Consider the following 14901-nt stretch of genomic DNA (forward strand, 5'->3'; position numbering starts at 1 on the left):
AGAGAAATAAAGACCCCTTTAAGAAAGTATAGCCAAGTAGACGTTGATGGTACTACCTATCAATATGCAGGTCTAGCCCCGAATTTAGGGGAGCTGTCCATTTTTCTAAAGTAAGGTGAATATAATATAACAAGGAGAGATGGTGCAGGTTCTCTTTTTTTACAGAATTTACGCCCGATTAACATTTTAACAGCAGAATTTTAACAATCTTTCTCTATGCTAAAACTAATCACTACATTGTAATACAGGTACGAGAGGAGATAGTCATGAAGAAAAAGTTATTGAACGTAGTAACCACAGCTGCCATTTGTTCCGTATTTGGATTTTCCTCTATGGCTGATGCTGCAGCACCGGCGGCGAAAAACCCATCAATTGACACCACAACACCTATAAAACATGTTGTTGTTATTTTTGGGGAAAACGTTTCTTTCGACCACTACTTCGGTACATATCCACGCGCCGCTAATCCAAAAGGCGAGCCGGTATTTACAGCTAAACCTCACACTCCTGCTGTTAACGGATTAACAAAGGAATTGTTGAGCAAGAACCCAAATGCATTTAACCCTAAACGCCTGGATCGTTCGCAGGCTGTAACCGATGACATGGACCACGAGTATACGGCTGAGCAAAAAGCGTTTAATGGCGGGAAAATGGACAAATTCGTTGAAAATACTTCGGGCGGTAAGGATAAATCCATGGTTATGAATTACTATGATGGAAATACCGTTACTGGTCTCTGGAATTATGCGCAAAACTATGCAATGAGCGATAACTCCTTTAACACAACGTTCGGACCTTCCACACCAGGTGCCCTAAACCTTATCTCCGGACAAACCCACGGAGCTACAGGTTATCTAAAAGGAGAAAAGAAAGGCGATATCAAAGATAATGTGGTGAATGGTACCGTAATCGGTGACCCGGATCCGTTTTACGACAAAGCTTCAAATGCTACCCGCGCCCAGGTTGCTATGGACGGAAAAAACGTTGGTGACCTGTTAAACGCAAAGAACATTACCTGGGGCTGGTTCCAGGGCGGATTCCGTGATACATCTGCTAAACACAACAATATCGCCGGAGGCTCATCAATCGACTACAATCCGCACCACGAGCCGTTCCAGTATTATAAATCAACATCCAATCCGAACCATCTGCCGCCTACTTCAACGGCTATGATTGGACATACTGATCAGGCTAACCATCAGTATGATATGCAGGATTTCTGGAGTGCAGCTGATTCCCATAACCTGCCGGCAGTGAGCTATCTAAAAGCTCCGAATTACCAGGATGGCCATGCAGGGTATTCGGATCCGCTCGATGAACAGCACTTTATTGTTGACACGATTAACCACCTGCAGAAGCTCCCTGAGTGGAAAGATACCGCTGTTATCTTGGCTTATGATGACTCTGACGGCTGGTATGACCATGTGATGCATACCCCGCTGGTTAACGGTTCAAATGACCCGGAAACCGATGCATTATATGGTCAGGGCAATGCCGGTGAACCGAAACTTGGCAGCTATTTAAACCGTGCCGGTTACGGCCCGCGCCTTCCGCTGCTGGTTGTATCTCCGTATGCAAAAACCAATTTTGTAGACCATACGCTAACCGACCAGTCCTCTATTCTTCGCTTCATCGAAGATAACTGGAACCTGGGACGTATCGGTGACCACTCTTTTGATGCGGTTGCGGGCAGTATCGAGAATATGTTTGACTTTAAACACCCGTCTGCTAAAAAGCTGTTCCTTGATCCGATAACAGGGCAGCCTGTTCAGCCAAGCAAAAAACTAGTTCAAGACAAGAAGAACGAAAACTAGATTGGCAATTTGTCAATCATCAAAACGGACACCAGGATGGAAATCATCAAGATCAAAACGGTAGAAAAGAAAGCAAATCCGACAAGTAAAACCGATAATCAAATAGCAAGTTAATGAAAGAACGGCTACCCAATTGGGAGGGCCGTTCTTTTTTATCGTTAAGGAAAGTATATGTTGCTTTACAGTGTTAAAGCAACATATGCTTTCTTCCATTGGTCACCTGAGAAAAACTCACGGGGGTGTGCCGAACGTTTCTTTTTCGATGTGGAGCGTGTGGCCGGAAGGTCGATCAGACCGACAATTGTCTCCATCCTTGAGATACCCGAATGTTTTGTCGGTCCGACCTTCCGGTCACTAAGCGGCCGTTTCGCTACCCAGCAGAAAAAGGCCGAGCGGCAACGCCCGTGAGTTTTTCTCATGAACTCTTTAATCTTATCAACCTCTTTTACATTCTTTGAATACTTATTGATTGGAGCAGCTAGTGATTTGTTTTCAAACAGTCTTTTAAACGAAGAAGGAGTAAACAGAAAATGAAACGGCTGTATCATTCCTTGTGGAGCAAAGAAAATTTGGGATAAGAAACCCGATGCAGGGCCTACAAAAGCTAAGGAAGTGTATATAGGAACTTTCGGCAAACGTGTCAGGCATATACTTCTCGATTTTTTGATGACTGGGTCATATTATCTACCAAACATGGTTTTCTTTATCCTACAGACATTATTTATCAGAACATAGTAAACATCTAGAAAAAGTGAACATACTCAAAAGGAGACAAAACAAGACACCAGTCTCATTTTGTCTCCTTTTGTTGTCTTATAAATGGCTAAATCCGGTTTTTTACGCCTTTCTCATTTTGGTATGATACTTGCTTTAGTATAAAGTGATCCAAAATTACGATAGGAGGCTAGAAAATGGAAACGATGCAAAGCAAAGAGACGTTATTATCTCAGGAAAAAGCGCATTGGATGTATAAAAAAATGCTAGAAATCCGTAAATTTGAAGACAAGGTACATGAATTGTTTGCGCAGGGAATCCTGCCAGGCTTTGTTCATTTATATGCCGGAGAGGAAGCAGTTGCAGTTGGGGTTTGTGCTCACCTAACTGATCAAGACAGTATTACCAGTACCCATCGGGGGCATGGACATTGTATTGCTAAAGGCTGCGAATTAAATGGAATGATGGCTGAAATTTATGGAAAGGCGACAGGATTGTGTAAAGGCAAAGGCGGGTCTATGCATATTGCGGATTTAGACAAAGGAATGTTAGGAGCTAATGGAATTGTTGGAGGAGGCTTCCCGTTGGCCTGTGGTGCCGCTTTAACCGCAAAATACAAGAAAACCAAAAATGTAAGCGTTTGCTTTTTTGGAGATGGGGCTAACAATCATGGTACGTTTCATGAAGGTATTAATCTGGCTGCCATATGGAATCTTCCTGTTGTCTTCGTTGCGGAGAATAACGGCTATGCTGAGGCTACCCCATTTACCTATGCCTCCAGTTGTAAATCCATTGTTGATCGTGCCATTGGTTACAATATTCCTGGCATTCGAGTGGATGGAAAAGATGTAGTAGCAGTTTACCAGGCTGCAGAAGAAGCGGTCCAAAGAGCCCGCAGGGGAGAAGGACCAACATTGATAGAGTGTGTGACCTATCGTAATTATGGACACTTTGAGGGAGATGCCCAGAAATATAAAACCGAACAAGAAAAGAAAGAACATTTGCTAGAGAAAGATGCCATTGTTCAATTTAGACAATACTTGCTGAAACAGCAGCTGTTGACCGAACAGGAGCTGGCTTTACTAGAATCTTCAGTTGAAGAGTCCGTTAAAGAAGCGGTCAAATTTAGTGAGGAGAGTCCATATCCAAACGCTTCCGAATTGTTAACGGACGTATATGTATCTTATTAATAAAAAAAGGGAGGAATTCATAATGACTAGAACATTGAGTATGTCAGCTGCAATTAATGAAGCGATAAAGCTTGCAATGAGAAAAGATGAAAACGTCATTTTGATGGGGGAGGATGTAGCAGGTGGAGCAGAAGTTGATCACCTGCAGGATGAAGAGGCTTGGGGAGGCGTATTAGGTGTTACAAAAGGATTAGTTCAAGAATTTGGCCGCGATCGGATTTTAGATACACCCATTGCGGAAGCAGGTTATATGGGAGCAGCCATGGCAGCTGCTTCAACAGGCTTGCGACCGATTGCTGAGTTAATGTTTAATGATTTTATCGGAAGCTGTTTGGACGAGGTGATGAATCAAGGGGCAAAGTTCCGTTATATGTTTGGAGGAAAAGCTCAGGTCCCTATTACCATTCGCACGATGCATGGAGCGGGTTTTCGAGCTGCCGCTCAGCATTCTCAAAGTTTATATGCTCTGTTTACAGCGATTCCGGGACTAAAAGTGGTCGTTCCATCCACCCCTTTTGATGCAAAGGGTTTGCTGCTTGCGGCAATTGAAGATAATGATCCGGTCGTATTTTTTGAGGATAAAACACTTTATAACATGACTGGAGAAGTGCCAGAAGGATATTATACGCTTCCAATCGGAAAAGCAGAAATTAAGAGGGAAGGTACAGATTTAACGATTGTAGCCATCGGCAAACAAGTTCATACGGCTTTGCAGGCGGCTGAACAGCTTGCAGCAAAAGGAATCCGGATTGAGGTCGTAGATCCGCGAAGCTTATCACCACTTGATGAAGAAACGATCCTTTCCTCTGTTGCCAAAACCAATCGGCTCATCGTCATTGATGAGGCAAATCCAAGATGCAGCATTGCCACTGATATTTCAGCTCTAGTTGCAGACAAAGGTTTCGATTCGCTTGATGCGCCAATTAAACGGATTACAGCACCGCATACTCCTGTACCATTTTCACCAACGCTAGAAGATATCTATCTTCCTTCACCGGAAAAAGTAATCAAAGTAGTGTCAGAGTTATTAGGGGAATCCTTTCCTCTCGGCGTATAAGAGAACAAAGATAGAAGGGAGAGAAAGCGGATGGCTGTAGAAGTGGTCATGCCGAAACTAGGAATGGCGATGAAGGAAGGCACAGTGGCGTTCTGGAATAAGAAAGTTGGGGATTCGGTAGAAAAGGGAGAAACGATCGCGAGTGTCAATTCAGAGAAAATTGAAATTGACGTTGAATCTCCGGTAGAAGGAACCGTGGTAAAAATCACCGTACCAGAGGGACAGGGTGTCCCTCCTGGTACAGTGATATGTTATATCGGGAACCCAGGTGAAGAAGTGATAACGAACGAGGTCAACGTACAAGAAAACAAGTCAAAAATTGAAATTAAAGAAGCTGTCAAGACACATGAGACCTCAACTCTGTCGACTAGCAATGACGATGTAAGAGTTAAAATTTCTCCTGTTGCCCGAAAAATGGCACAGACAGCTAACCTCAAGCTTGAGAATATTCAAGGAACAGGACCAGGCGGAAGAATTACAAAGGAAGATGTTGAGGAAGCAATTAGGAGATCCCGTTCATTGGAATCAACACCTGAGAAAAAAGCAGGCAATATTGTTTCTCCTGCGCAATTGGAAGAGAAAGGAAAGCAGGTCCCGGTAAGCGGTATGCGAAAAGTAATTGCAGCCCGGATGCAGGATAGCTTACGAAATAGCGCGCAATTAACAATCACAATGAAAGCAGATGTAACGGATTTAATAACACTACAAAAACAAGCAGCCTCAGTCATTCAAAGGCGTACCGAAGTTAAATTGACAGTGACAGATTTTGTTGCCCGTGCGGTGGTTCTTTCATTAAAAGAGCATCCGCAAATGAATAGTGCTTATATAGGAGATACTATCCATTTTTTTGAGCATATCCATCTAGGTATCGCTGTAGCTGTAGAGAAAGGATTAGTAGTTCCGGTAATCCGGCATGCTGAAACCTGCACAGTACTAGAATTATCCAAAAATAGTAAAGAGCTTGCCGAACGAGCCAGAGAAGGACAACTTACAAGTGAAGAAATGCAAGGTTCGACTTTTACCATTAGTAATCTTGGCAGCTATGGAGTGGAACACTTCACCCCAATCTTAAACCCTCCAGAAGCAGGAATTCTAGGGGTCGGTGCTGCCTTTGATAGTCCACTATATATTCATGAAGAATTGAAGATAAGACGTATTCTGCCGCTTAGTTTAACTTTTGATCATCGTGTTCTTGATGGAGTCCCTGCTTCAGTCTTTTTGAAAACAATTAAACAATACTTAGAAGAGCCGTTGACCATGCTTTTATAGAAGGGAGGAAACCCTTTGCCATCCATAGCGATTATCGGAGGCGGTCCTGCTGGGTATGTAGCGGCTATTACCGCTGTCCGCCAAGGAAACAAAGTGACTCTTATTGATCAGGGACCATTAGGAGGAACGTGCTTAAATGAAGGCTGCATACCAACTAAATCTTTATTGCAAAGTGCTGACATCTATGAACTCGTAAAAAATGCAACAGAGTTTGGTGTCAACTTGCAATCTGAAACCATCGGAATAAATTGGGATGTGATACAACAGCGTAAAAACGGAATTGTCGCTACACTCGTTCAAGGTATTCAGTATTTAATGAGGAAAAATAAGATTCAAGTGATACGAGGGGAAGCTTCCTTTTTAACAAGTCATCGATTAAGTGTAAAGACCGACAACTCTCTGGAAGAGGTTGAAGCCAGTCAAATCATTATTGCTTCAGGGTCAGAACCCATTCCCCTTTCATTTTCACCTTTTGATGGAAAGTGGATTATCCATAGCGGCCAGGCGATGTCGCTTCCGTCCATTCCTTCTTCTCTTCTGATTATAGGTGGTGGAGTGATTGGATGCGAGTTTGCAAGCCTCTATAGCCGAATGGGAACGAACGTAACCATTGTCGAGATGGCGGAACAACTCCTGCCGGGGGAGGATAAGGACATCGTTTCTGTGTTACATAAGGAATTGGAAAGTCACGGTGTCAACGTTCATACTTCCACTTCTGTAAGAGATTTGAATGCGGGAAAGAAGAAGGCATTGTTGGAAAACGACGAAGGTATTTATGAAATGGAAGCAGATTATGTACTCGTGTCCATTGGCAGAAAACCAAGAGTAGCCGATCTAGGTTTAGAGAATATTGGGATTGATTTTTCCAGACAAGGAATTAACGTAAATGAACGAATGCAAACGAGCATTCCTTCTATCTATGCGTGTGGTGATGTGATTGGAGGAATCCAGCTTGCTCATGTTGCTTTTCATGAGGGAACCGTTGCTGCGTTGAATGCATCTAACCATGATGTAAAAGTAGATTACCGGGCTGTTCCTCGATGCATTTATACCTCTCCTGAGATAGCCAGCGTAGGCATGACTGAAACACAGGCAAGACAACAGTACGGTGATATTAAAATAGGTGAGTTTCCGTTTTCAGCAAATGGAAAAGCTTTAATTTCCAACGAACGGATTGGAAAAGTAAAAGTAATCGTAGAACCTCAATATAATGAAATCCTTGGTTTTTCGATCATAGGTCCCCATGCTACGGAATTAATTGGCCAGGGGGCCGTCATGATGCACGCGGAGATGACAACAGATTTTACCGAAGGGATGATAACAGCACATCCAACATTATCCGAGTCCATTCATGAAGCATTACTAAGTGCCGCAGGGCAAGCAGTACATGTTTGAAAACAAGAAAGGAGAGAAAGAATGAAAGCTGCATTTTGGTATGGGTTAAGAGATATCCGTGTAGAAGATATAGCGGAACCTTCAGTCGGAAAGAACGACGTTAAAATTAAAGTTTCCTATTGTGGAATTTGCGGTTCTGATCTCCATGAATATTTGGCGGGTCCTATCTTTGTTCCTGTTGAGGAACCACATCCAATCTCCAAAGATAAAGCTCCCATCATAATGGGGCATGAGTTTTCCGGTGAGGTAGTAGAAGTAGGTGAATCTGTCACAAGCGTCAAAGTAGGGGAAAGAGTTTGTGTAGAGCCTATTTTAAGCTGCGGTAAATGTGCATCCTGCCTTAAAGGGCATTATAATGTTTGTGAACAGTTGGGATTTGTTGGGCTATCCGGTGGTTTTGGTGGATTTGCAGAATACAGTGTGGTGCCGGCCAGTATGGTCCATAAAATTCCGGACCATATGACCTGGGAACAAGCCGCTTTGGTGGAACCTACTGCCGTCGCGGTTCATGCCGTTCGTCAGAGTGGATTGAAAATTGGAGATTCAGTGGCTGTGTTTGGTACGGGTCCGATTGGGCTATTGGTCATTCAAGCAGCTAAGGCGGCGGGAGCCAGCCAAATTATTGCTGTTGAAGTATCCCCGGAACGAAGGAAGATTGCGAAGAAAATCGGAGCTCATATGGTTGTCAACCCATTAGAAGTGGATGTTGTTCAAATCATTAAAGAGCATACAAATGGTCTGGGTGTGGATGTAGCCTTTGAAGTGGCGGGAATTGAATCTACTATTAATGCGGCTATCGAATCAACACGTTCAGAAGGCAATGTAGTTAATATTAGTATATGGGAACGGCCAGCCGCGATCCCGATGAACAATTTTATTTTAACCGAACGAAAGATGACTAGTATCATTGCTTATCGAAACATTTTTCCTCAAGTTATTCAACTTATTGCCAACGGTCAAATTCAGGCATCAGAATTAGTTACCAAAAAAATCAACCTGCAACATATTGTTTCTCAAGGTTTCGAAGCATTAACTCAAAGCAAGAACCAAATTAAAATACTGGTAAATCCATCCTCATAAAAACTACTATTCATCTTAAAATTAGGGAATTCGATAAAGCTTTGCGTAAAATTTACGCGAAGCTATTTTTTTAATTTTAACAGAAATAAGAAAAACTATATTGAAAGCGAATACAAAAGTTTACTATAATAATGAAATGAACCCCCAATTAAAGACCCGTTTTAAGAACCGTCCAGCATCACTCTCACTAGCGTATAATCAACAAGTAGTATTTCTCAAATCAATGTGGATAGTGTTTAAGCCTAATGATTAGAGGAGGATTCCATGTCCACAACTATTTGTTATTTAAATACCTGGAAGCGATTTGTAAACGAAGGAGTTCTTGATTCGGCCCGTTTAAACAAACGAATTATGGAATCATGGTATCGCTGCAAAAAAGAACAGGTAAATCCCTATTTAAACAAAGGTCAGCTTGTATTATCGGGCGACTTATTAAACATTCAGAGAGAAAAGAATGCACAGCTTATGGATGTAGCAACGCCCCATTTAGCTCGAATGAACCCGGCAATTAGAGAAGCAGGAATGATGGCCCTCTTAGTCGATGCAGATGGATATGTATTGTCCTTGTCAGGAAATGACCAAACACTTCATGAAGCATGCAAAATAAATTTTGTTGAGGGTGTACGTTGGACTGAGACTGAGGTCGGTACAAACGCGATTGGAACGGCTTTACAGACTGGAGAAGGTATTATGATTAACGGTACTGAACATTATTCCATTGCTTCTCATAATTGGAGTTGTGCAGCCATGCCCATTTTTAATGAAGATGGACAAATCCTCGGGGTAATTGATGTTTCGTGCCCAGTGGATCGTTCACATCCCTTTATGCTTGGGATGGTTGCCTCTATTTCTTATACGATCGAGCGTGAACTAAGTAAGCGCTCCTCTAAAAAGGAACTGGCGCTCATTCAACAATCCATTGAATTAGCAGAAACCTATCACAATCAATCCTTTGTCGTTTGTAACCAAAAAGAAGTTGTTATTTCCGCAAGCAAACCAATTCGTAGTAAAGTTCCCCAATCGATTGGTATGAGCCTCAATGAGCTTTTACTAAACGGCTATCAAATTGAAGCAGAAACCCTTTTACCTTTCAATGAAGATAACACCGTGATGGGAAAATGTTTATTTTTGTCAGAAAAAACACAGGTTAACCCAAATAGATTTTTTACAGCTTCATCATCTAAACCATTTTATTTTAATGGAGAAGTAGGGGTGAGTAAGTCTTTTCAGGATACTTTAAAAAGAATAAAGCTGGTTGCACCTACAGATTCAAGTGTTTGTATAACAGGTGAAACAGGTTCAGGGAAAGAACTGGTTGCCCGGGCCATTCATGAAAATAGCCCTCGCAAAAACGGACCGTTTATCGCTCTTAATTGCGGATCATTACCGAAAGATTTAATGGAGAGTGAATTGTTTGGTTATGTTGAAGGGGCTTTTACCGGGGCAAAACGACAGGGATATAAGGGGAAATTTGAACAAGCTAACCACGGAACGATTTTTCTTGATGAAATTGGTGAAATGCCATCGTCCATGCAGGTAGCACTTTTACGTGTGCTACAGGAACGGAAGGTTGTCCCGATTGGGGGTACAAAAGAAATCCCCTTAGATATACGTATTATTACGGCGACTCACCGAAATCTTGCCGATCTAGTATATGAAGGGATCTTTCGGAAGGACTTATTTTATCGTCTTAATGTGTACCCGATATCAGTACCTCCTCTGCGTGAAAGAAAGGAGGATCTTCCGTATCTTGTTCGTTATTTTTGTCAAAAAAATAACTGGAACATTCCTTTTGCTGACGAACTATTGAATCGATTGAAAAATTATTATTGGCCCGGAAATATAAGAGAATTAGTAAATACTATGGAACGAATGTATATTTTGCTGTCGGACGAACAAGTAGACATAGACGAATTATTAAATTTACTATTTCCATCTGAAACCATTCAGAATTCAGGCCGCCAATCCATAGGACAATTTAACGAGGTAGACGATACAGCCCCCGAACTTAACATACGAGAAAAAATTCAAAGGGATCTAATGTTAGAGGCGTTACAAAAGACAAAAGGAAATGTTACGGCTGCAGCAAAATTTTTAAATATACCAAGGAGTACTTTTTACAAACGGCTTCAGAAATTCGGGTTATAATATCGATTTGGATGGCTTCAAAACAGTGAGTTTATATACATCTTTTTTATACGAAGGACGCTCCTGGAATAATGGGAACGTTCTTTTTATTAAAAGTTATTACATTAGTGCAAATACAAAACATAACAAACAACTTGCTCATGATTGTGGTGCACATAATCATAAAATGACTTCTTCTGATTCTATTGTTACAAAAGATATCCTCTGTGAGGAAAGAAATACATATACAGAAAATCAAGAAACAAGGGTGCATAAGACCTCTTCTCCAGAAAAGAAAATTGCGTTGTTTTGCAGCATTTTTCAAGGTCGAACGGACGAACGTCTAAAGGCTACGCTGCGATGGGCTATAGAGTAGAAGGTGAAGACGAAAAAGAAGAAAAATATGCACAAGTAAAAATGAACTTATAGATTTATAGGAAACATTGTTCAATTAAAGTTTGTGTTTTCTCCAATAGATTCCTCTAGCCATTCATCGACAGTTTCTTTTTCCTCAGCATTAAGGGGAACTTTTAATGAAAGCAGCTGAAACAAACCTACAATCAATTTGTCTGGAATGTCCGGGTAAAAATGAATCCGCAATAAGGACAAGCCAGCGAACGTAAAACTTCGTTGGCTTTTTTGTTTGTATGTTTCCGGATATAATGAACTATAACAAAAAAAGATCGCTTATTGATAACGAATGGAGGATTATAATGAATGCGGCATTATTAAAGAAGATTGATAAAAAGAAAAAGGAACTCGATCAGAAAAGACCGTTTTCAACTCATATGGTAAAAACGTTGCGTGAACATCTAATTGTAGAGTGGACATATCACTCCAATGCGATCGAGGAAAATACTCTTACACTTTCTGAAACAAAAGTTGTACTGGAAGGGATTACGGTCGGGGGTGTCAACGGCCACCGGAAAATCATCACTTACGGCCAAGAAAAATCTCCTCAGTTTGCTTCCCTTTTACCTTTTAGACGATAACTATCGCCGTTAAATACAAGGCGGTGACTATGATGAAGAAGTCGATCTAGAGTTGCCACTGCAATCGCTTCCGATGAAAAGGCCGTTGGCCATTCTCGAAAGGACAAGTTGCTTGTTACAATCATTGATTTCTGTTCATATAGATGGGAAACAACCTGGAAAAAGTGGTTAGAGGCCGTTTCATCCATAGGAAGATAGCCAAATTCATCAATAATCAACAGATCGTTCCGCAGATAACTTTGAATTCTCTTGGCCACCGTACCATCTGCCAGGGAGGCATACAGCTCCTCTACGAGTTGCTGTGCCGTTCTAAACAAGACAGCGTAACCGCCGGTTACGGCCTCACGACCTAATGCAATGGCGAGATGTGTCTTTCCTTTATAGAAAAATTTCCATAATGGGAATTATCGAAAGAATTTAGTTATGGAAAGATTTTCGGTAGCGCCTTAGAATCATCGTTAGGCATTTCCGAAATCTTTCCATAATAATTATGAATGGCAAAGGTTGTGCAACCACTGAAGGATATCTGTGTTTTCCTCCCATGCGGGAGCATCCTGGCTGTTTACTTGAGGATATGCCGCTTCCAAAGCCTTTCTTTTGATCTCCGTATCAAACCTCAAATATATCTCAGTTGTAGTCACACTAACATGACCCAACAAATCGCGGATATAAATAAGATTCACACCGGATTCCAACAGATGTAGAGCTTTTGAGTGCCTCAGCCTATGCGGATGCAGCTTATTAGGAAATATTTCTCTAAGGTTTCTAAGCTTTGCTTGCTTGAAATACTTATCGAGGATGTACGTAATACCAGGTCTTGTAAACGGTTGGTATCTGCTGTTGTGGAACAAGGGGCTTTGCTGTCGTCCGTTTTCAAGGAGATGGTTTTCAGTCATGTAATTTTCAAGAATGCTTTTAGTCTTAGCCATAATCGGAATGTTCCTTTTCTTGTTACCTTTTCCAGTCAAAGTGATCGTTGCGGGCTGGGCCAATCTTACGTCACAGACCTTTAAATCGATCAATTCCTGTACTCTCGCACCGGCATCGTAGAGAACGACCATTAAAGCCAAGTCACGGCGTCCTCTTTTCGTGGATGTATCAGGTTGTTCGAACAAATATGACAACTGATCCATAGAGAGATGCGCTATCGTCTGTTGTTGTTTTTTCTTAAATGGAATGGCGAGAATCTTTTGGCTCTCAAACAGGATTTCTGGGTTTTCGCTTTGAGCGTATCTGAAAAAACTGTGAATGGCGGCTAACCGTTGGTTCCGGGTGCTAGTACTTACATTTTTGGAAGATTCGAGCCAGTACAAGAAATCCTTAATACTCTGCGTGGTCACAGAAGCAAACGAAATCTTTTCCGGCCTGTTCTGCTTTTCCTCTTGCATAAACTTAAGATATTGCTTGAAGGTGTCACGATAGGATTTAATCGTATTGGGACTGACGTTTCTCTGTCCGGGCAGAAAATCTGTCAGATACCGAGCAAGTGTCTTCGCAAAGTCAGTCTGCTTCAACTTCATACTGCTTCACCTCCGGAATGATGTATGAGCAGCTTTCTTCGATCTTACTTGTTATGTCAGGATATAAATCAGAAGTCAGTCGCAAATATCTTTGACTGCCACGCATGTCTTCATGACCGAGATAGGCCGAAAGATAAGGAAGACTGTTGTTAAGATCCCTTCCGTCTAAGACCCACTTCTTTAAGCAATTTACAGCGAAGGTATGCCGAAAATCGTGAATGCGTGGACCTTTTCCCCTCCCTAGATGTGAAATTCCCGCTTTCCGAAGCACATCTCTAAAGAGCTTGTACAGGGTTGCCTCAGAATAATGTCCGCCATATGGAGAAGGAAAGAAGTACGGGTTTCCTAACTTTCCAATGTCGACAGTTTTACAGTATTCCCGGCATCGCTGTATGAGACTTTCTGACATAGGTAATATCCGCTCTTTGTTGAACTTAGCATTGTGAATGTATAAGGAACCATTGTTCAGATCAACATCTGGGATTGTCAATTGCACCGCCTCTGAAATTCGGAGACCACATCCGTAAAGCATACGAATTAATAGTGGCAATACCAAATGCCGGTTAGGTGCGCAGCTGTTTGGCGGATACTGATCGCACACCTCAAATATTCGTTTCACTTCGCTATTCGAAAATATGTAAGGCATGTAAGTATATCTGTCTACAGTGTTCATTGCTTTGGGATATACATATGCTGAATACCCTACGCGATTCATGTACTCTGCTAACCCTCGCAGCAATGAAATCCTGCCACATTGGGTGGATATGGTCTCATTGGGCTTCCGAGCAGTCCACTCCATCACCAGTTGCTTACTTAGAATGGTCTCAGTCGGGTAGTGGCTATGAACGTAAGAATTAAAGCTCTTCAGCAAAGCGGCACCTTTCTTAAATGCATACCCAAGAGCCTGCTTCTCAGCGATGTAGCCTTCAATAGGGACGGAAAGTGCACTCTTGTACCTGCAAGATTCAGACATGGAGCATTACCTCCTCCGGGTCAAGCGCACAGGCTGTCAGCCCTTTCATATCCGTGTGCAGATACACTGAAGTAGACTTTGAGTCTACGTGACCTAGGATTTCAGAGATAACGGCAAGGGATGCTCCCTGCTCCAATAGCGTACTTGCAAGCGAGTGTCTTAACGAATGAAGACCGTGCCGTTTCCCGCGAGGAACAGTAATTCCGGCCAAGCGTGTGTATTTTGTAATAATGTTATGAAGATTGGCGTTTTCACCGAAAGCTTCAAAAGGGGCATTTAGCCGCACAAACAAATATGGTGTATCGCAGACAGGACGGGCATGTTTGAGATAATCGATTAATGCCCAGCCCACGTCATGCAAAATTGGATAAGTAACTTCGACTTTTGTTTTTTCCTGCGTGATGGTAATGGTTTTGGAAGTCCAATTTAAGTCCGAAAGTTTCAACGCCTTAATATCGCCAGCCCGTATTCCAAGCTTTGCAACAAGTAGAAGAATGGCATAGTCTCGTTTTCCGAGAGGGCTTGCCCGATCAATAGCACCAAGCATCCGTTTTACCTCGTCCGGCTCCCAGGTAGACGGAACGGAAGGGTATCTATATTTATTCTGCTTTGGCACGCTAAGCGACAGGTCTTCTTTGATGTATCCATGTAGATAGAGGAACCTCAGAAACACTCTCAACGTAGTCAGTATGGACGCTATACTTTTTTCATGATTAGGACAAACGCTAATGACATAATCCGAGATGATTTCAAGCGTGATTTCACTAATG

General features: G+C 42.1%; 13 protein-coding genes and 2 pseudogenes. 10 read left to right on the forward strand and 5 right to left on the reverse strand.

Going from position 1 to position 14901, the window contains the following annotated elements; genetic code table 11:
* The first annotated feature begins 266 nt into the window (after positions 1–266).
* A complete protein-coding gene (locus H525_RS23820; RefSeq protein WP_051330994.1) occupies positions 267–1814 on the forward strand; it encodes an alkaline phosphatase family protein in 1548 nt (515 codons plus the stop codon).
* Positions 1815–1993: 179 nt separating this feature from the next.
* Here H525_RS23820 and H525_RS27315 read toward each other — a convergent pair whose 3' ends face one another.
* Positions 1994–2233 (reverse strand): hypothetical protein, encoded by a 240-nt coding sequence (locus H525_RS27315; RefSeq protein WP_155837245.1) that lies wholly within the window; start codon positions 2231–2233, stop codon positions 1994–1996.
* A gap of 124 nt (positions 2234–2357) precedes the next feature.
* Here H525_RS27315 and H525_RS28640 point away from each other — a divergent pair.
* The 9 genes and pseudogenes from H525_RS28640 to H525_RS0111930 form a co-directional block, all read left to right on the forward strand.
* Positions 2358–2545: pseudogene (locus tag H525_RS28640) on the forward strand (DUF6884 domain-containing protein); the annotation flags it as partial.
* A 180-nt stretch (positions 2546–2725) separates the two neighbouring features.
* Complete coding sequence (locus H525_RS0111890; RefSeq protein WP_027416407.1) at positions 2726–3718, forward strand: thiamine pyrophosphate-dependent dehydrogenase E1 component subunit alpha; 993 nt, start codon at positions 2726–2728, stop codon at positions 3716–3718.
* 22 nt (positions 3719–3740) lie between these two features.
* Entirely contained in the window at positions 3741–4775 is a 1035-nt protein-coding gene (locus H525_RS0111895; RefSeq protein WP_035100836.1) for an alpha-ketoacid dehydrogenase subunit beta, read from the forward strand.
* Positions 4776–4805: 30 nt separating this feature from the next.
* On the forward strand, positions 4806–6044 hold the full coding sequence (locus H525_RS0111900) for a dihydrolipoamide acetyltransferase family protein (protein WP_027416409.1): 1239 nt from the start codon (positions 4806–4808) through the stop codon (positions 6042–6044).
* 15 nt (positions 6045–6059) lie between these two features.
* Positions 6060–7439 (forward strand): dihydrolipoyl dehydrogenase, encoded by a 1380-nt coding sequence (gene lpdA / locus H525_RS0111905; RefSeq protein ID WP_027416410.1) that lies wholly within the window; start codon positions 6060–6062, stop codon positions 7437–7439.
* Positions 7440–7460: 21 nt separating this feature from the next.
* Positions 7461–8519, forward strand: coding sequence for a 2,3-butanediol dehydrogenase (locus H525_RS0111910; RefSeq protein WP_027416411.1), 1059 nt, complete (start codon positions 7461–7463; stop codon positions 8517–8519).
* 264 nt (positions 8520–8783) lie between these two features.
* Positions 8784–10667, forward strand: a complete 1884-nt coding sequence (locus H525_RS0111915) for a sigma-54-dependent Fis family transcriptional regulator (RefSeq protein WP_027416412.1) — start codon at positions 8784–8786, stop codon at positions 10665–10667.
* Positions 10668–10674: 7 nt separating this feature from the next.
* Entirely contained in the window at positions 10675–11022 is a 348-nt protein-coding gene (locus tag H525_RS0111920; RefSeq protein WP_155837246.1) for a hypothetical protein, read from the forward strand.
* Positions 11023–11359: 337 nt separating this feature from the next.
* On the forward strand, positions 11360–11638 hold the full coding sequence (locus tag H525_RS0111930; protein ID WP_027416414.1) for a hypothetical protein: 279 nt from the start codon (positions 11360–11362) through the stop codon (positions 11636–11638).
* On the opposite strand, the pseudogene H525_RS26340 reads toward H525_RS0111930, so the two are convergent.
* The 4 genes and pseudogenes from H525_RS26340 to H525_RS0111945 form a co-directional block, all read right to left on the reverse strand.
* Positions 11605–12003: pseudogene (locus tag H525_RS26340) on the reverse strand (ATP-binding protein); the annotation flags it as partial. The gene H525_RS0111930 and the pseudogene H525_RS26340 overlap by 34 nt on opposite strands.
* A 123-nt stretch (positions 12004–12126) precedes the next feature.
* Positions 12127–13158 (reverse strand): tyrosine-type recombinase/integrase, encoded by a 1032-nt coding sequence (locus H525_RS0111935; RefSeq protein ID WP_245590474.1) that lies wholly within the window; start codon positions 13156–13158, stop codon positions 12127–12129.
* Positions 13139–14131: a tyrosine-type recombinase/integrase gene (locus H525_RS0111940; RefSeq protein ID WP_027416416.1), complete on the reverse strand. Its 993-nt coding sequence runs from the start codon at positions 14129–14131 to the stop codon at positions 13139–13141. Before H525_RS0111940 ends, H525_RS0111935 begins: the two co-directional genes overlap by 20 nt.
* On the reverse strand, positions 14124–14901 hold a 778-nt coding region (locus tag H525_RS0111945; protein ID WP_027416417.1), incomplete at its 5' end, for a site-specific integrase. The genes H525_RS0111940 and H525_RS0111945, both read right to left, overlap by 8 nt.

The organism is Aneurinibacillus terranovensis DSM 18919, assembly GCF_000430625.1.
Lineage (GTDB): Bacteria > Bacillota > Bacilli > Aneurinibacillales > Aneurinibacillaceae > Aneurinibacillus_B > Aneurinibacillus_B terranovensis.

Coding starts and splice junctions, on each gene's coding strand:
- H525_RS23820 (WP_051330994.1), top strand. CDS start 267: ATGAAGAAAAAGTTATTGAACGTAGTAACCACAGCTGCCATTTGTTCC.
- H525_RS27315 (WP_155837245.1), bottom strand. CDS start 2,233: ATGAGAAAAACTCACGGGCGTTGCCGCTCGGCCTTTTTCTGCTGGGTA.
- H525_RS0111890 (WP_027416407.1), top strand. CDS start 2,726: ATGGAAACGATGCAAAGCAAAGAGACGTTATTATCTCAGGAAAAAGCG.
- H525_RS0111895 (WP_035100836.1), top strand. CDS start 3,741: ATGACTAGAACATTGAGTATGTCAGCTGCAATTAATGAAGCGATAAAG.
- H525_RS0111900 (WP_027416409.1), top strand. CDS start 4,806: ATGGCTGTAGAAGTGGTCATGCCGAAACTAGGAATGGCGATGAAGGAA.
- H525_RS0111910 (WP_027416411.1), top strand. CDS start 7,461: ATGAAAGCTGCATTTTGGTATGGGTTAAGAGATATCCGTGTAGAAGAT.
- H525_RS0111915 (WP_027416412.1), top strand. CDS start 8,784: ATGTCCACAACTATTTGTTATTTAAATACCTGGAAGCGATTTGTAAAC.
- H525_RS0111930 (WP_027416414.1), top strand. CDS start 11,360: ATGAATGCGGCATTATTAAAGAAGATTGATAAAAAGAAAAAGGAACTC.
- H525_RS0111935 (WP_245590474.1), bottom strand. CDS start 13,158: ATGAAGTTGAAGCAGACTGACTTTGCGAAGACACTTGCTCGGTATCTG.
- H525_RS0111940 (WP_027416416.1), bottom strand. CDS start 14,131: ATGTCTGAATCTTGCAGGTACAAGAGTGCACTTTCCGTCCCTATTGAA.